The organism is Brevibacterium sp. RIT 803, from assembly GCF_016892625.1.
In the GTDB taxonomy this organism is placed as follows: domain Bacteria; phylum Actinomycetota; class Actinomycetes; order Actinomycetales; family Brevibacteriaceae; genus Brevibacterium.
In genome coordinates this window covers 292,600-308,366 of sequence record NZ_JAFEMW010000004.1, presented here as the reverse complement: position 1 = coordinate 308,366, position 15,767 = coordinate 292,600, and the positions used below count along the sequence as shown (strand labels likewise).

The following is a 15,767-nucleotide window of genomic DNA, read 5'->3' as shown; positions in this document are numbered from 1 at the left end:
AGTCGAGGACGGCACTCGGGAATAAGACCATCGCCTTCATCGTTGATTGAGTCGTACACGCTCAAGTTTCAACAGGAGGTCAGATTGGCCACATTCTTCGGACCCGCGGGTTCCGGCGGCGACTCGTTCGACGAGTTCCTCGCTCGCTTCCTGCAGGGACAGCAGGGTTCACGCCAGGGGCGCAGCGTCGACATCAACAAGCTGCTGAGCAAGCGCAGTCATGAGGTCATCGACAACGCCGCCGACTATGCCAGAGAGCATGGTCAGTCCGAGGTCGATGCGCTCCACATTCTGCGCACTATGGCTGAGAACGAACCGGGCGTCACCGCCATCCGCCAGGCGGGAGCAGACCCCGAACAGGTCGCCCACGCCGTGGAGGAGCGCCTGCCCGCATCATCGAACACGAGGTCCGAGGGTGCGCTCACTCTCACCGGCTCGGGCCAGCGTGCGCTGCTCGACGCCTATCAGGTGGCTCGGGCATTCGGTTCGACCTATGTCGACCCGGAGCACCTGTTCTTCGCCTTCGTGCTCAACCATGAGATGCCTGCCGGTCGCATCCTCGCCCAGGCAGGCGTGACGCAGGAGCGGCTGCAGGCCGGAGCCGAAGCTGCAGAGGCCGGCGATCCGCAAGGCGGTCCCGGAGCAGGCCAGTCGGAAGAGACCATGCTCCAGCGCTTCGGCACGGATCTCACGGCTCTGGCTGCTGATGGTGAGCTCGACCCGGTGATCGGACGAGCTGATGAGATTCAGGAGACGATCGAGATCCTGGCCCGCCGCACCAAGAACAACCCGGTGCTCCTCGGCGAGGCAGGTGTCGGCAAGACCGCGATCGCCGAAGGACTGGCTCAGGCCATCCACAGCGGCGAAATCCCGGCGCAGCTGTCTGGCAAACGGGTCATCGCACTCGATCTGCCGGGAATGCTCGCAGGCACACGCTACCGCGGCGACTTCGAGGAGCGTCTGACAGGTGCACTCGACGAGATCGCCGAAGACGGCGAGATGATCGTCTTCGTCGATGAGCTCCACACCCTCGTCGGTGCCGGCGGCAACGGCGAATCCAACTCGATGGACGCCGGCAACATCCTCAAGCCCAGGCTGGCCCGAGGAGATCTGCACCTGCTCGGTGCGACCACTCTCAAGGAATACCGCACGATCGAGAAGGACACAGCTCTCGAACGTCGATTCCAGCCGGTGCGCGTGGGAGAACCGAACATCGAGGATGCTGTGGCCATCCTCGACGGGCTCAAAGGTCGCTACGCCGAACACCACAATGTGACGTACACACCTGAGGCGATCCGCGCTTCGGTGGAGCTCTCCGACCGCTACATCAACGATCGGTTCCTGCCGGACAAGGCGATCGACCTCATCGATCAGGCGGGAGCTCGTCTGTCGCTGCGTCGTGGTCCCACGATCGATGCCCGCGCTCTGCGGACAGAGATCGAGCGGCTCGAAACCGAGAAGAGCACCGCCATCGGCGAAGAGAACTACGAGCGCGCAGGGGAACTCCGCGACGAGATCATGAGTCTTGGGGAGAAGCTGCATGCAGCCGAGAACTCGGACGAAGCCGCGGCGCAGGCGCAGGCCCACGCCGATCCCGGCGTCGTCGACGCTGACCAGATCGCACAGGTCGTGTCCCGTGCCACGGGAATCCCGGCAGGAAACATGACTCAGGGACAGAAGGCCAAACTGGCTAAACTCGAAGAGGTCCTGCATGGTCGAGTCATCGGCCAGGACGATGCGGTGACCGCAGTGTCCAAGGCCGTTCGCCGGTCACAGATGGGCATGGGGGACCCGAACCGTCCCATCGGCAGCTTCCTCTTCCTGGGTCCCACGGGCGTGGGCAAGACAGAATTGGCCAAGTCTCTGGCCGCGACCCTCTTCGACGACGAGTCGGCGATGATCCGGTTCGATATGAGTGAGTTCGGCGAGCGTCACACCGTATCGCGCCTGGTAGGTTCGCCTCCGGGCTACGTCGGCTACGACGAAGCTGGTCAGCTCACCGAACAGGTCCGGCGGAAGCCGTATTCGGTGATCCTGCTCGACGAGGTCGAGAAGGCCCACCCGGACGCATTCAATCTGCTGCTCCAGGTCCTCGACGACGGTCGTCTGACCGACGGACAGGGGAGAACCGTGGACTTCCGGAACACCGTCGTCATCATGACGAGTAATCTGGGCTCCGAGTTCATGGCCGGCAGCACCCCGCTGGGCTTCAGCTCCACCGATGCGAAGGTCACGGAGAAGGACCTGAGTGCGAAGGTGATGGGCAAGCTCAAGGAAGTCATGCGCCCCGAGTTCCTCAACCGGATCGACGAGACCGTGATGTTCTCTCGGCTCGACCGTGAGCAGCTGCGCGTCATCGTCCGACTCCAGCTGGAGCAGTCGGTGCAGCGTCTGGCACACCAGGACATCAGCCTGAGCGTGTCCGAGGATGCTGTGGAATGGCTGGCCGACGCCGGATACGAACCCGAGTTCGGTGCTCGTCCGCTGCGGCGTGTGATTCAGCGTGAGCTCGACGACCGCATCGCGGAACTTCTCGTCAACGAGGCGGTGTCAGAGGGCGGAACCGTCAGCGCCACCGTTGAAGACGGAGCGCTGCGCGTGATCGCGGGCCCTGCCGAGGTCCCCGTGGCAGCCTGAGTCAGAGCCGCCTGCAGGGTGATCACCTGCACGGCACAGGGCCGGATCGGAAGCGATGTCTTCCGGTCCGGCCCTGTTTCCGTCTCGTGACCGTGCAGCGGTTCGCTCAGGCAGCCGAGCTGCTCTGCGCCTTCGGCAGGGTCTCGTCCTGCTCGTCGACCTTGAAGGCGCGGTTGAGTACGAGACGCTCTGCCAAGGTCCATGCTGTCGTCGTCATGAGATAGAGTGTGGCCGCCAGCGGCACGAACAGGGCGATGACCGCCGTCATGAACGGCAAGAAGCTCAGCATCCTCGTCACGCCTGAGAGGTCCGGCATAGCGGGTCCATCGGAAGTCGAAGCCTGGACCGGCGGCGTCTGCGGCATGTCAGGGGTCAGAAGATGCCGCGACAGGGCGGCGACGACAGTGATGGTCACGACGATGACTGCGAAGACCGCAATGCTGACCACCGTCAGATCCCCGTCTCCCAGGAGACCGACGAAGCCGGCATTGAGGGGGATGCCCAGCAGCGAATGATCGAGGAGTTCATTCGCATGCCCGCCGATCGTGGATTGGATGAAGATGCCGTAGACGGCCATGAGCACCGGCATCTGAGCGAGCACGGGCAGGCAGCCGGCCATCGGGGAGGCCTTCTCCTCCTTGTAGAGCTCCATGATCTTCTGCTGCATGAGATCGGGATTCTTCTTGTGTCGGGTCTGCAGCTCGGAGATCTTCGGCGCCAGTCGACGTCGAGTGATTCCGGCCCTGACCTGTGACAGGCCAACGGGGATGAGGACGGCGCGGACGACGAGTGTCAGCACCACGATGGCCAACGCGGCGCTTGCGCTGCCCGCCAGTGGTTCGAGCAGGGTCGTGAGCCAGGTGACGACCCAATAGGCGGCGTTGACGAGCAGTTCAATGGGTGGAAATTCGTAGATGTTCATGGTGAGGGCCCTCCTGGGCGCCGCCGATGCGCATAAGCATGCAGGCAGCAGTGGTGATGTCGTCATGGGGGTTCATGGACGGAACGACGCATGGCGACACCAGGGGCAGACTCTCAAGGAGCAGACAGGAGTGACGTCAGAGACCGTGCTTCAGAGCAGGGCGATGGAGTCGTCGTTCAGGCGAAGGAGCGAACGACGAAGGAAGGAGCCCTGGCTTGCGCGGTGCCCGGAGTCCCGGGTTCCTCAGGTATGCGGAATTCGCGAACTTCGGTTCGCTCACGTCGCATCCAGGGGCCGTGGGGAGCTAGGGACAGAGACCTGATGAGAGCGTTTGCCGCCCAGGGCGCTACCGGTGACAGCAGTACCGCGCCCAGAAGCACGAGGACGATCAGATGCATGGACGACTGGGGAATGACCGAATCGACATCGGCGCTCAACAGCACCACGATGAACTGAACTGTCATCCACAGGTTCAGCAGCATTCCGGTCGACCTTCCAGTTGAAATCGTCGCTTGATTTTATCACGACGGCACTGTACGTCGTCGGGGAAGGCGGCGCTGTCCGCTCACAGCGGCACACTCCCGCTTGGAGCGGACACACCTTCCCTCCCGGCGAAGCGAGGGCCACAGTGGTGACATGAACACACGAATCGACACCAGAAATCTCCCCAGCCCGCCGAGGTGGGGCGACCAGGAGGACGCCCCCACACCGACGCTCATCCCCGAATCCCAGAGAATGCTCTACGCCTATCGCTCGGTCGTCTTCAACGGGGAGCTGCGTGATGAGAACGGCATGGAGATCATCTCCCGCCTCGTCCTCCTCTCCGCAGAGGATCCTCACAGCGACATCCACCTGTGGATCAACTCGCCCGGCGGGTCGGTGCCGATGATGCACGCGATCGCCGACACGATCGAAACTCTGCCCAATGATGTGGTCACGGTGGCGTTCGGGTGGGCCGCCTCGGCGGGGCAGTTCGTGCTCATGATGGGCACGCCCGGCAGGCGACTCGCCCTGCCCCACGCCAGGATCCTCCTGCACCAGGGGTCTTCGGGCATCGGGGGTGCCGCCGCCGACATCGAACTGCAGTCCGGGGATCTGCGCAACGTCCGCGACTCGGTCCTGCACCGCATCGCCGAGGCGACGGGGAAGACCTATGAGCGCATCTTCGAGGATTCCCTGCGTGATCGATGGTTCACCGCCGAGCAGGCGCTCGACTACGGGCTCATCGACCGCGTCGTCGACTCCCCAGCCGATCTGCGCGGCGGTATCGGTGCGCCATGAGCCAGTACACGATTCCGAATGTCGTTGACCGCTCAGGTGGCGGGGAGAAGATCGTCGATGTGTATTCCCACCTCCTCGGCAACCGCATCATCTACCTGGGTGTGCCGATCGACGACGGGGTGGCCAACACCGTCATCGCGCAGCTGCTCCACCTCGAGGCCAGCAGCCGCGAACTTCCGATCCAGTTGTACATCAACTCACCGGGCGGATCGCTGACGGCCATGACCGCCATCTACGATGCGATGCACCACATCGGGGCACCGGTGGCGACTATCTGTGTGGGGCAGGCGGCCGCTGATGCCGCAGTGCTCCTGGCAGCCGGAGAACCCGGTCAGCGTTCGATGCTCGGACATGCTCGAGCGGTGCTGCGCCAACCCCATGCCGAGGGTGCACGCGGAGCAATCCCCGATCTCATCGTCGCTGCCGACGAGATCGCCCGGCAACGACGTGAGGTCGAGCAGATGCTGGCGCAGGGGACCGGGCGCAGCGTGGAGCAGATCCATGCCGACCTCGACCGGGACCTCGTCCTCGATGCGCAGGCGGCCCGGGACTTCGGCCTCGTCGACCAGATCCTCTGAGGTGTTCCCGGGCAGCCGTACTCCGCGGGAAGTCCAGTCGGATACTCCCGTGGTACGACGCCGAATCCGGCAACAGTGACTACGATCGGAGGATGAGCCGATCCAGGCGTGCCCCCGCTGAGGCGAGCGACCCCGATTTCGATCGTCGTGTCCGACCTCGACTGCGCCTGGTTGCACTCAGCGTCCTGACCCTGCTGCTGCAGCTGCCCGTCGCCGTGTTCATGGCCACGTATGGGGGTGCCGATGCTCTGGGCGGCGGTGTGCGCATCGCAGTGGCCCTGCTGTCCCCAGTGATCTTCCTGTTGTGCGCACGCTGGCCGGGCCCGAGAGTCGCGATCATCGCCGGGCTGACGCTGGTCGACATCGTCGTGTGGGCCGTACTGGCACGATCCAGCCTTTCCGGTGTGTGGGCCCACGGTCCACGCAATCGTCCCTGGTCAGGGGAGGGCCCGGACGGAACGTGGGAGCAGGGGCTCACCGGACCTGAGATGACACCGTTCTATGCGGCGTTCCTCTTCGCTCTCGTCGTGGCCATGGTCCGAGGCCATCAGATCTGGGCCATCGCCTCGGCCACGAGTGTCTGGTTGGGCGCCCTGCTGCTCGGCTCCTTCCTCGACGTCGACTGGTCGGTGGGGCGTGTGGCCTCCGCGACGATCGGTCTGCTCATTGCTCTGAGCATCGGAGCCTTCGCCCGACGCAGGCGCGAGCGCCGGAGGATTGCGGCCGAGGAAGCGCAGGCCCGACACCACGAGGTGATTGAGGCCGAAAGGCTGCGCATCGCCAGAGACCTGCACGATGTGCTGGGCCATTCGCTGTCTCAGATCAACGTGCAGGCTGGTGTGGGCGAACATCTCATCGACCGCGACCCTGAGCAGGCCAGACGCGCGCTCGCCGCGATCAAGGAGCTGAGCCGAACGGGACTCAACGAGGTCCGCTCCGTGCTCCACACGATGCGCTCGGACGCCGCCGAGCCCGGCTCGGTCAGCATCGGCGAAGGCACAGTCGGCGAAGGGAGGGCCAAGCCGCTGGCTCCAGTGCCTGGACTCGACGATCTGCCGGCACTCATCGTGGCGATGACGGGGCGACCATCCATCCACCTCGATGACAGGCGCGAACTCAGAGCCGACGGCACTCGAGAGAACCCCGGCAGTGCGACCGATGCGGCTGCCTACCGGATCGTGCAGGAGGCGCTGACGAATGTGGTCCGCCACGCTCACGCCACTCAGGCGCACGTCAGAGTTTCCCGTGACGGCGAGTACCTGCACATCGAGATCGGCGACGATGGCCACGGAACCGACGAAGCAGGCCTCGGGCGAAACGACGACTCGGGCACCGGAATCATTGGGATGCGGGAGCGGACCAAGCTCCTCGACGGAACCTTCGAGATCACCTCGGCAGGCGGGGAGGGCACGCACATCAGCGTCCAGCTGCCCTGGACCAGCAGACACGGACGATCGGATCGGCAGGCTCAGGTATGAGCGATATCTCGGTGGCGATCGCCGATGACCACCAGCTGGTCCGCGCCGGCTTCGCCTCGCTGTTGGACGCGGAACCGGGCATCAGCGTGCGCGTGCAGGCCTCCGGTGGGGAAGAGTTGCTGGAGAAGCTGGCAGCGACGCCGGTCGACGTCGTGCTCATGGACATCCGGATGCCAGGCGGTGACGGACTGTGGGCTACCGAGGCGATCGCAGCCGATCCAGGCCTCGGCCACGTGCGGGTCGTGCTGGTGACGACCTTCGGCCTCGACGAGTACATCGTGCGCGCGGTCAGGGCAGGTGCCAGCGGATTCCTGCTCAAGGACACTGAGCCGGTCGACCTGATCAGAGCGGTGCGTGTCGTTGCCGAGGGTGAGGCGCTGCTCTCGCCCGAGGTGACCAGATACCTCTTGTCGAGGATGTCCCTGGGCCTGCGGGCGGAGCCGGCAAAGCATCTCGACGTGCTGACACAGCGAGAACGCGAGGTCCTCACCCTTGTCGGCCAGGGGCTGTCGAACGACGAGATCGCCGGCCGGCTGGTCCTCTCCCCGCTGACGGCGAAGACTCATGTCTCGCGCATCATGACCAAAACTGCCGTACGAGACAGGGTCCATCTGGTCGTGCTCGCCTATGAATCCGGGTTGGTCTCCCCGGGGTGGATGCGCGACCAGTAGAAGCTCATCCCCAGCGAGTACTCGAAGTGACTCCCGGTGGGGGATTCGCCGTGGCGCCCGCCGGCGAAGGATGGATGCCATATCCACGAGCGACGTGGATTCCTGACAAGGAGGCATCATGCACATGGAACACGGACCCGCGGCCTGGCCGCTCTTCTTCCTCATCCCGATCTTCTGGGTGCTCATCATCGGATTGGTCGTCACCCTCATCGTCACGCTCAACCGGCGTCGCTGGCGCCAAGCAGGGGGACCACCCTGGGCAGATGCTCAGGGCCGTTTCGGATCGACGAAGAACGCGGAGGCGACCCTGTCTGAGCGGTTCGCCCAAGGCGATATCGACGAGGCCGAGTATCGGGCACGGCTCGAAGTGCTGAGAACCAACCAGCTCGATTCCGGGACGAGTTGAGCCGATGAACTGAGCTGACCGGTCTGTGGGATCAGGCGACGAGTGAGAGCTGCGCCCGCCCACCGCTGAGCGGGACTGAGTGCCCGTTGACTGCGAACGCGGGCGCAGCTCTCGTCATGGACGACGCAGCGAGAACGAGGACCTGAGGGAGTGCGAGGCCGAGAACCACGGCGATCGCCTCGATGACCTCCGACGATGGATCCTTGAGGCCGCGCTCGACCTCTGACAGGTATTGGGTTGACACTCCCGAGCGTCGCGACACCTGTGCCAAGGTCAGGGCCAGCTCGGTGCGCCGCAGCCGCAGCACCCGTCCGAGAGTCTCGCGCCACAGCAGTGCCGGGGCCTGATCACCTTGTCCGTCCGTGACTCGAAGTGGTTCCATGATGCGATCCTAGGAGCGTTCGGCTGCAGTGGCACGGGTTTCTGCTCTGAGCAGACGAATTGCCGCTGAGCCAGTCGAGTTGCACCGACACCACAAGGTTAAGTTAGGCTGTCCTATGTTCATGTCGAGGGGTCGACCGCGATCCCCACAGTCGAAAGGGCAGGAATGTCAGCTCATCTCTCTCGCCGGGCCATGGCCATAGGCACCATCGTCACACTCGCCTTCAGCGCGAGCGCCTGCAGCCAGGGACCGGCGGATGCGGAGAAGTCGGCCTCAAGCGACTTCCAGACCGTCACGATCGAACATGCGCTGGGCAAGGCCGTCATCGAGGCCGAACCGAAGCGCGTCGTGACCCTCGGCCAGGGTTCGACCGAGACAGCCATTGCTTTGGGCAAGACCCCCGTCGGCATGGAGGAATACGCCTGGGGCAGCGATGACACCGGCTATATGCCGTGGATCCATGAGGCGGTGAAGGAGAAGGGGGACAAGCTTCCCACACAGTTCCAGGGAGATACGGAGCTTGACGTCGAAGCCGTCGCCGAGCTCGAACCTGATGTGATCCTCGCGCCGTGGTCCGGCGTCACCGCCGATCAGTACAAGCAGCTCGACGCCATCGCACCCACGGTTGCCTACCCCAAGCAGCCCTGGACCATCGAATGGGATGAGCAGATCACCACCATCGGCAAGGCACTGGGTCAGGAGAAGGAGTCCGAGGGGCTTGTCGACGACATCAAGACGCAGCTCTCCGAGGCCAAGCGGTCCGAATACGAGGGACTCACATTCTCCTACATCTACAATGACGGACCGGGTACCCTCGGCGTCTTCTACCCCGATGAGCAGCGGGTGGCGATGGTCTCGGCGCTGGGCCTGACCCCCGATCCCATCATCAACAAGCTCAAGAAGAACTACGATGCTCCGGGCACGGACTCGGCTCTCATCGGACTCGAGAACGCCGACAAGCTCGACGACTCTGATCTCATCTTCACCTTCTACTCCGATGAGAAGAGCAGGAAGGAGATCGAGTCACAGAGTGTGTACTCCAATATTCCGGCAATCAAGTCCGGTGCGGTAGTCGTTCCCGAAGAACAGGCTTTCGTCACCGCTTCCTCGATCATCAATCCGCTCACCGTTCCCTGGGCGCTCGAACGCTACGTCCCGATGATTGACAAGGCGGCGAAGAAGGCCAAGAAGTAGAACTCACACGGGGACCCCAGGTGGGCGCACTGCAGACAATCAGTCGAGTGCGCTCATCTTCTTCCAGTCGTCCCAGTCGTAGACCCAGTCGGAGATGTCGCTGGCGGCGGTGGACAGGCTGACATTCGAACCTGTGATCTCGACCGGATCGCCGAAGATCGCCGAGTCGTAGTACTGCTTGGCGCGCGCTGTCGACAGGTTGATGCAGCCGTGGGAGACGTTCGCCGATCCTTGGACCCCTGTCGACCAGGGAGCGGCGTGAACGAATTCTCCGTTGTTGTGGATGCGCACGGCCCAGCGCACGTCGGTTTCGTAGTCCCACTGTTCGGAGGTCATCGTGTAGTCTGCCGACTTCGACATGACCACATGGGTTCCGTTGTAGGACGGAGACTTCGCCGCACCCAGTGAGGCGGGGAAGTTCATCACCTCTTTGCCATCGCGGGTGACGACCATGCGGTGAGACTTGGCATCGGCCTTGACGATCTGCTTGCGGCCGATGTCGAAGTCGAGTGTGAGGTCGTTCTGGCCCACCGTCTTCGCCGTGGTGGGGACGTTCTTCAGGGGCGCATCGACGGAGACCTTCGAATGCGCGGGCCAGAAGTCCTTGGGGCGGAAGTGCAGACGAGACTGCGGATCATCGGGCAGCCAAGCCCATGAGCCCTCGACCTTGCGCTTCTTGCCGTCGTTGTCGGTGACATCGACCGTCAGGCGGCGCTCGACATCGTCACGGTACTGCTTGCTCACAGTGGAGCCGAAGCTGAGGATGATCGGGGCGCCGACGCCCACGGTCTGGTCATCTGAGAGGGTCGTGCGCACGGACATCGGTGAGGCGTCGCCGGCTGCTACCTTGACCGTGGACGTGAAGTCGTGTTCCTCTCCATCCGCCGAGGTGGCTGTGGCCGATAACTCGTAGGTGCTGTCAGCGACCAGGTCGTAGGCCGAAACCCAAGCCGCAGCGTCGTCGGGAGCGATGACGGAGTGTTTGTCCTTGGCGTAGTCCTTCTTCGCAGCGGCCTCGGTTGCAGCGCTTTCGCTCGGCGACGAGGTGCCCGCCTCATCAGAGGACTTCTGGCTCTGATCGGCTGCCTTGAGTTCGGCCCCAGCTGTGTCGAAGAAGACACCGAGGTCAGACGTGATTCTGGGGTGTTCGGACTCGATGATCGAAATATCGCTGAGCGTCGCGTTCTCGACGCTGAGACTGACGCGCTCACCCGGTGCAGCTGTGGAGTCTGCTCCGGATTCGACGACTTCGCCGTTCTGTCCCGGGCCGGGAGACTTGGTGTCGGTCGGCTCGGCCGACGAGGTGGATCCGGACGTCTTCGCTGAAGATCCCTGCGCAGAGGACTTCGCTGCCTCGCCCTCGGAGACGGTGCCGACTCGGAAGATGGGTTCGGCAACGGCCTGGGCGGATTTCTCAGCATCGCGGGTGGCATCAGGGTCAGAGCCAGAGGGGGTACAGGCTGTGAGCAGAGCGAGTGCCGATAGGGCAGCAAGCGCCCCGTGAATCTTCTTGGGTGACAAAACAGGGATCCTCGTTCGAGCAAAGGGATGAGAGCTGCCGACCATGTTAGTGAAGCCAAATCACGAAAGTATTAAAGCACTGCCTGAAATCCTCGGGAACTGCCCATTTCTCGCCGTTGAGAGTGGTCCTGACCTGGACTGACATAGGGGAGGGGGAGTTGTGGAATTGTGACCTTGAGAAACGAAGGACTCCCCGTGCACCCGCCAGAGCTCGCTTACCCTTGCTGCCTTCCGGCCCTGGGGGAGTTCACAAGATGACGCCGCACGGGGAGCCATCGATCAGTGTAGTCGAGAGCATCCTCGAGGCACAAAACGAGGCGGCTGGATCAGTTGCCAGTGCTTCATCGACGTCCACGATCGGCCTTGTCGGTGCTCTCTGCCGGCCGGCTCTCAATTCTGCGAATCTTGGCGAGGAGGACCTCGCGTTCTCGGCCATTGGTCGTCAGGGACGCCGCGCGTTCGAATTCGCCTCGCGCCTCCTGATCCCTGCCGAGGCGCGACAGGAGCTCACCGCGCACGCTGGAAACAAGGTGAAATTTCCCAAGTGCTCCGGTGGAGTCGATGTCATCGACGAGGCTGAGAGCGCGTGCTGGGCCATGCGCTTCGGCGATCGCGATCGCCTGGTTGAGTTGAGTGACAGGTGAGGGGACGGCTCGGTTGAGCATGTCATAGAGGGACGCAATGCGCACCCAATCGGTGGCCTCAATGCTTCTGGCTTCGGCATGGCACCAAGCGATCATGGCTTGGAGCGTATAGGGGCCGAGTGCAGTGCGGAGACCCTGTGCGGTCCCAAGACTGCGAGAGCCGAGGCGTATGAGCGAGCGATCCCATTTCGATCGGTCCTGATCGGCTAGCAGGATCGGCTCACCATCTGCCCCCAGGCGGGCAGGGAATCTGGCCGCGGTGAAGGCCATGAGGGCGACGAGACCGTGGACCTCCGGATCGTGTGGGAGCAGACCGGCAGTCACACGGGTCAGGCGGAGAGCCTCCATCGCCAGTTCTGGACGCATCCAGTCGGGTCCGGAGGTTGTCACGTGTCCCTCTGCGAACATGAGATAGAGGACCCCGAGCACTCCCTTCAGCCGCTCCGGCTGCTCGTCGGCCGCTGGAAGCTCGAAGGGAACCTGGGCATCTGCCAGGGCCCGCTTCGCCCGGACGATGCGCTGCTGCACTGTCGAGACTGGAATGAGGAACGCCCGGGCGATCTGTTCGCTGGAGAGGCCGCCCACAACCCGCAGGGTGAGCGCGAGCTGGGCGCCGCGACCGAGTACTGGATGACAGGCGATGAAGACGAGACGGAGTACATCGTCCTCGATGTCGTCCGGATCCCAGGGGAGACCGCCCACGTCCGCGTCCTGACGGCTTTCGAGCTCCCCGGCAAGCTTCGCCAGACGAGCGTCGAGTCGCTCTCGCCTTCGCCACGAATCGATTGCCCGACGTTTGGCAACCGTGGTCAGCCACGCGGCCGGGTTAGCCGGAACTCCGGATTTCGGCCACTGGGACAGCGCATCGGTCACTGCTTCCTGGGCGAGATCCTCGGCGAGCCCGAAATCGCCGACGTAGCGGGTCAGAGCCGCGATGATCTTCGCTGCCTCGATCCGCCACGTCGCGGCGATGGCCCGGTGAACCGCATCGGTGTCATCGGCTGGGGCACTGGTCAACTGCCGGCCAGTTTCCCTTCGGTGATCCATTCCTGTTCCTTCTGGATCCACTCATTGTCCTGAGGGAAGTCCTCCGGTCCATTGACGCGTCGCACCTCGATCTGGGATCCGGTGCCCAAAGGGGCCCGCTTGGCCCACTCGATCGCTTCCTCCTGTGAGGAGACCTCGACCATCCAGAAGCCGTTGAACAGCTCCCGCAATTCTCCATAGGGGCCGTCCGTGACGACGGGATCGTCCTCACTGAAATCGACGACTGCCCCTTCGGAGGCATCGGAGAGTCCGGCGCCGTCGGCCATGACGCCGGCGTTGACCATGGATTCGTTGTAGGCGCCCATGTCGGCGATGATCTTCTCGAAATCGGCGGCTTCGAAGGCGTCCACGGCGGCCTGGTCGACTGCGCGCATGATGAGCATGAACTTCATGATGACTCCTTAGTCAGCAATGTTTCAGAGAGTCTCGGTCGAGACCCTCTCATGCACTACGTCGAACAAGTTTATGCCGCATCGACACACGGCGGGAAGATTTTTCTGTGCCCGCATGCTCTCTACCGGGTCGACCTGCGTCAGGCAGGTGAGGGCAAGAGCAGCTGAGAAGCGATTTCACCTGCACTTAGTGTGATGGTTCACACTCGACCGTCAGGATTTCGCATTGTCGACACGACTCGGATAGGCTGGCTCGCGGAGGATTCGCCTAGTGGCCTATGGCGCTCGCCTGGAACGCGGGTTGGGTTAACGCCCTCAGGGGTTCGAATCCCCTATCCTCCGCCGCTGGTCCTGGTCTCCGCTGCAATGCGGGGACCAGGACTTTTTCATTTCGCGCGCCCCTCGCTGATCACTCATTCTGATCATCGACACCCATTCGCATTGCACCGACATATGGCAAATCGCATGAACCCGGATGGCGAAGTGAGTCATTGTGACGCAAACCGAAGCCTCGAGTCATTGCGACCGGCGAAGACCCGGGAAATAAGTACGCTGACTTCAGAACATCAAGAGCGACTCAACATCACGAGCGACCGAGGGATCTGGCCCGAGGACGTCGCAGCAACCGGTCGCACGTCATGGAGGCGGATGGACACGGTGCTCATGCCAGTTTCGATGGAAAGGGGCCATACGCCATGACTGAACGCAACGCCAACCCGATCTGGACCGGTGAACCTGAGGATCTCAAATTCGCCTACTGGGTGCCCAATGTCTCGGGCGGTCTCGTGGTCTCGAACGTGGAGCAGCGCACCGACTGGGGTTATGACTACAACGTCAGACTCGCACAGACGGCGGAGAATGTGGGATTCGAATACGCGCTCACCCAGGTCCGCTACCTCTCCAGCTATGGAGCCGCTCAGCAGCACGAATCCACTGCGACATCGCTGGCCCTGACATTGGCCACCGAGAAGCTCAAGGTCATCGCGGCCATTCATCCAGGCATCTGGGAGCCCGCCGTGTTGGCGAAGTACATTCTCACCGCGGACCAGTTCTCGCAGGGTCGCGCTGCCATCAACGTGGTCTCGGGCTGGTTTAAGGACGAATACACTCGCCTGGGGCTTCCGTGGCTGGAGCACGGCGAACGCTACCGCCGCTCAGCGGAGTTCATCGAGGTCGTGCGGAAGCTCTTCACCGAAGAGAATGTGGAGTTCCGTGGAAACTTCTACACGGTCAACGACTTCACTTTGCGCCCGGGTCCCTATCCTGTGGAAGGGCGACCGTATCCGGAGATATTCCAAGGCGGCAACTCCACCGCAGCACGACTCAACGGTGGCCGTCACGCGGACTGGTACTTCTCCAATGGCAAGGACTTCGACGGCTTCCGTGAACAGCACGCCGAGGTGACACAGGTGGCCGAGGCCCACAACCGCAAGGTTCGCTTTGGGCTCAATGGGTTCGCGATCGTGCGTGACACCGAAGCCGAAGCCCGCGAGCAGCTGCGGGAGATCATCGCGCACGCGGACAGAGAATCAGTGGAAGGGTTCCGCAGATCAGTTCAGGAAGCCGGCGCATCAACGTCCGATAAGAAGGGCATGTGGGCCGACTCCAGCTTCGAAGATCTCGTCCAATACAACGATGGGTTCCGCACCCAGCTGATTGGCACTCCCGAGCAGGTCGCCGACCGGATCATCGAATACAAGAAGATCGGCGTCGACCTCATCCTCACTGGCTTCCTCCACTTCCAAGAGGAGCTCGAGGCCTTCGGCAAGACCGTCATCCCGATTGTGCGTGAGAAGGAAGCCGAGCTGACGGACAAGGGCATGCTGACTGCAGCGGGTGTCTGACCCGCTCTCGGCCGCGAGGACAGGCAGCGCCTGTCACAGAGACGAAATACGCCCCGAACCGATCTGGTTCGGGGCGTATTCAGCCACTTGCGTGAACACATTGCTTCAGCTCAGTGCCTCAGCCCAGTGCGTTCGCGATGGCTGCGTTGAACGCGTCGAGGTCTCCGGGGTTGCGCGATGTGATGAGATTGCCGTCGACGACGACCTCGGAATCCTCCCACTCTGCTCCGGCGTTGACCAGATCGGTCTTCGTCGAGACGAATGAGGTCAGCTTCCGGCCCTTGGCGACGCCTGATTCGGCGAGGATCCATGGTGCGTGGCAGATCGCGGCCACAGGCTTGTCGGCCGCGAAGAACGCTTTCACCAGTTCCACCGCGTCCTCGTCGAGGCGCAGGGCATCGGCATTGAGGGTACCGCCTGGAATCACGAGCGCATCGAAGTCATCAACGTCGGCTGCAGCGACGGGGACGTCGACGGTGAACTCATCGGCATGGTCCCAGTCACCGTTCATCGCCTGCAATGTGCCTTCGGACGGCGAGACGATGACCGTCGTGGCTCCGGCTTCGTCAAGTGCTCCGCGGGGGCTGGTGAGCTCGACCTGCTCGACTCCGCGGGTGAGGAGGAATGCGACCTTCTTGTCTGAGATTGCCATGATGCTTACTCCTAGTCAGTTGTCGGATCCGACGCGTCGCAGACGATCTGACATCGTCGTACGCGATCTCTCAGCACCAGGTGCTGTTCGTCGGTGTCGTCAGGGAGAACGCACCGAC

Annotated in this window: 15 protein-coding genes, 1 tRNA gene, 1 other RNA gene and 1 riboswitch; of the genes, 9 read left to right on the top strand and 8 right to left on the bottom strand. The window is 63.1% G+C overall.

All coding sequences use genetic code 11. From position 1 onward, the window contains the following. The first annotated feature begins 84 nt into the window (after positions 1 to 84). Positions 85 to 2,637 (top strand): ATP-dependent Clp protease ATP-binding subunit, encoded by a 2,553-nt coding sequence (locus JTF07_RS14550; RefSeq protein WP_204234940.1) that lies wholly within the window; start codon positions 85 to 87, stop codon positions 2,635 to 2,637. 106 nt (positions 2,638 to 2,743) lie between these two features. Here the strand turns inward: JTF07_RS14550 and JTF07_RS14545 are convergent, their stop codons facing one another. Together JTF07_RS14545 and JTF07_RS14540 are read right to left on the bottom strand one after the other, a co-directional pair. Further along, on the bottom strand, positions 2,744 to 3,559 hold the full coding sequence (locus JTF07_RS14545; protein ID WP_204234939.1) for a YidC/Oxa1 family membrane protein insertase: 816 nt from the start codon (positions 3,557 to 3,559) through the stop codon (positions 2,744 to 2,746). A gap of 176 nt (positions 3,560 to 3,735) precedes the next feature. Then, positions 3,736 to 4,041, bottom strand: coding sequence for a hypothetical protein (locus JTF07_RS14540; protein ID WP_204234938.1), 306 nt, complete (start codon positions 4,039 to 4,041; stop codon positions 3,736 to 3,738). Positions 4,042 to 4,195: 154 nt separating this feature from the next. Here JTF07_RS14540 and JTF07_RS14535 point away from each other — a divergent pair, with 154 nt between their 5' ends. The 5 genes from JTF07_RS14535 (at position 4,196) to JTF07_RS14515 (ending at position 7,973) form a co-directional block, all read left to right on the top strand. Beyond that, complete coding sequence (locus tag JTF07_RS14535) at positions 4,196 to 4,840, top strand: ClpP family protease (protein WP_204234937.1); 645 nt, start codon at positions 4,196 to 4,198, stop codon at positions 4,838 to 4,840. After that, positions 4,837 to 5,418, top strand: coding sequence for a ClpP family protease (locus tag JTF07_RS14530; RefSeq protein WP_204234936.1), 582 nt, complete (start codon positions 4,837 to 4,839; stop codon positions 5,416 to 5,418). Before JTF07_RS14535 ends, JTF07_RS14530 begins: the two co-directional genes overlap by 4 nt. Positions 5,419 to 5,510: 92 nt before the next feature. After that, positions 5,511 to 6,896, top strand: coding sequence for a sensor histidine kinase (locus JTF07_RS14525; protein ID WP_204234935.1), 1,386 nt, complete (start codon positions 5,511 to 5,513; stop codon positions 6,894 to 6,896). Further along, on the top strand, positions 6,893 to 7,567 hold the full coding sequence (locus tag JTF07_RS14520; RefSeq protein WP_204234934.1) for a response regulator transcription factor: 675 nt from the start codon (positions 6,893 to 6,895) through the stop codon (positions 7,565 to 7,567). Before JTF07_RS14525 ends, JTF07_RS14520 begins: the two co-directional genes overlap by 4 nt. Positions 7,568 to 7,685: 118 nt before the next feature. Next, positions 7,686 to 7,973: an SHOCT domain-containing protein gene (locus tag JTF07_RS14515; RefSeq protein WP_204234933.1), complete on the top strand. Its 288-nt coding sequence runs from the start codon at positions 7,686 to 7,688 to the stop codon at positions 7,971 to 7,973. Between the two features lie 31 nt (positions 7,974 to 8,004). Here JTF07_RS14515 and JTF07_RS14510 read toward each other — a convergent pair whose 3' ends face one another. After that, entirely contained in the window at positions 8,005 to 8,355 is a 351-nt protein-coding gene (locus JTF07_RS14510; protein WP_204234932.1) for a helix-turn-helix domain-containing protein, read from the bottom strand. Positions 8,356 to 8,520: 165 nt separating this feature from the next. Here JTF07_RS14510 and JTF07_RS14505 point away from each other — a divergent pair, with 165 nt between their 5' ends. Then, positions 8,521 to 9,549, top strand: coding sequence for an iron-siderophore ABC transporter substrate-binding protein (locus JTF07_RS14505; RefSeq protein WP_204234931.1), 1,029 nt, complete (start codon positions 8,521 to 8,523; stop codon positions 9,547 to 9,549). A 39-nt stretch (positions 9,550 to 9,588) separates the two neighbouring features. Here JTF07_RS14505 and JTF07_RS14500 read toward each other — a convergent pair whose 3' ends face one another. From JTF07_RS14500 to JTF07_RS14485, 4 genes are all read right to left on the bottom strand, one after another. Then, on the bottom strand, positions 9,589 to 11,070 hold the full coding sequence (locus JTF07_RS14500) for a L,D-transpeptidase (RefSeq protein ID WP_204234930.1): 1,482 nt from the start codon (positions 11,068 to 11,070) through the stop codon (positions 9,589 to 9,591). A gap of 181 nt (positions 11,071 to 11,251) precedes the next feature. After that, positions 11,252 to 11,347, bottom strand: an RNA gene (gene ffs / locus JTF07_RS14495) — signal recognition particle sRNA small type. Positions 11,348 to 11,411: 64 nt separating this feature from the next. Further along, a complete protein-coding gene (locus JTF07_RS14490; protein WP_204234929.1) occupies positions 11,412 to 12,761 on the bottom strand; it encodes an RNA polymerase sigma factor in 1,350 nt (449 codons plus the stop codon). Further along, positions 12,728 to 13,153: a YciI family protein gene (locus tag JTF07_RS14485; RefSeq protein ID WP_204234928.1), complete on the bottom strand. Its 426-nt coding sequence runs from the start codon at positions 13,151 to 13,153 to the stop codon at positions 12,728 to 12,730. Before JTF07_RS14485 ends, JTF07_RS14490 begins: the two co-directional genes overlap by 34 nt. A 257-nt stretch (positions 13,154 to 13,410) precedes the next feature. On the opposite strand from JTF07_RS14485, the gene JTF07_RS14480 reads away from it, so the two are divergent. Together JTF07_RS14480 and sfnG are read left to right on the top strand one after the other, a co-directional pair. Continuing rightward, positions 13,411 to 13,495: transfer RNA gene (locus JTF07_RS14480), tRNA-Ser, on the top strand. A gap of 235 nt (positions 13,496 to 13,730) precedes the next feature. Then, positions 13,731 to 13,835, top strand: a riboswitch (SAM riboswitch). Between the two features lie 13 nt (positions 13,836 to 13,848). Next, a complete protein-coding gene (gene sfnG, locus JTF07_RS14475; protein ID WP_204234927.1) occupies positions 13,849 to 14,997 on the top strand; it encodes a dimethylsulfone monooxygenase SfnG in 1,149 nt (382 codons plus the stop codon). A 118-nt stretch (positions 14,998 to 15,115) separates the two neighbouring features. Here sfnG and JTF07_RS14470 read toward each other — a convergent pair whose 3' ends face one another. Then, a complete protein-coding gene (locus JTF07_RS14470; RefSeq protein WP_204234926.1) occupies positions 15,116 to 15,649 on the bottom strand; it encodes a type 1 glutamine amidotransferase domain-containing protein in 534 nt (177 codons plus the stop codon). Positions 15,650 to 15,767: the final 118 nt, after the last annotated feature.

Excerpts from the sequence above, each read along its gene's own strand:
- JTF07_RS14545 (WP_204234939.1), bottom strand. The coding sequence starts at position 3,559 with ATGAACATCTACGAATTTCCACCCATTGAACTGCTCGTCAACGCCGCC.
- JTF07_RS14540 (WP_204234938.1), bottom strand. The coding sequence starts at position 4,041 with ATGCTGCTGAACCTGTGGATGACAGTTCAGTTCATCGTGGTGCTGTTG.
- JTF07_RS14535 (WP_204234937.1), top strand. The coding sequence starts at position 4,196 with ATGAACACACGAATCGACACCAGAAATCTCCCCAGCCCGCCGAGGTGG.
- JTF07_RS14530 (WP_204234936.1), top strand. The coding sequence starts at position 4,837 with ATGAGCCAGTACACGATTCCGAATGTCGTTGACCGCTCAGGTGGCGGG.
- JTF07_RS14525 (WP_204234935.1), top strand. The coding sequence starts at position 5,511 with ATGAGCCGATCCAGGCGTGCCCCCGCTGAGGCGAGCGACCCCGATTTC.
- JTF07_RS14520 (WP_204234934.1), top strand. The coding sequence starts at position 6,893 with ATGAGCGATATCTCGGTGGCGATCGCCGATGACCACCAGCTGGTCCGC.
- JTF07_RS14515 (WP_204234933.1), top strand. The coding sequence starts at position 7,686 with ATGCACATGGAACACGGACCCGCGGCCTGGCCGCTCTTCTTCCTCATC.
- JTF07_RS14510 (WP_204234932.1), bottom strand. The coding sequence starts at position 8,355 with ATGGAACCACTTCGAGTCACGGACGGACAAGGTGATCAGGCCCCGGCA.
- JTF07_RS14505 (WP_204234931.1), top strand. The coding sequence starts at position 8,521 with ATGTCAGCTCATCTCTCTCGCCGGGCCATGGCCATAGGCACCATCGTC.
- JTF07_RS14490 (WP_204234929.1), bottom strand. The coding sequence starts at position 12,761 with ATGGATCACCGAAGGGAAACTGGCCGGCAGTTGACCAGTGCCCCAGCC.
- JTF07_RS14485 (WP_204234928.1), bottom strand. The coding sequence starts at position 13,153 with ATGAAGTTCATGCTCATCATGCGCGCAGTCGACCAGGCCGCCGTGGAC.
- sfnG (WP_204234927.1), top strand. The coding sequence starts at position 13,849 with ATGACTGAACGCAACGCCAACCCGATCTGGACCGGTGAACCTGAGGAT.
- JTF07_RS14470 (WP_204234926.1), bottom strand. The coding sequence starts at position 15,649 with ATGGCAATCTCAGACAAGAAGGTCGCATTCCTCCTCACCCGCGGAGTC.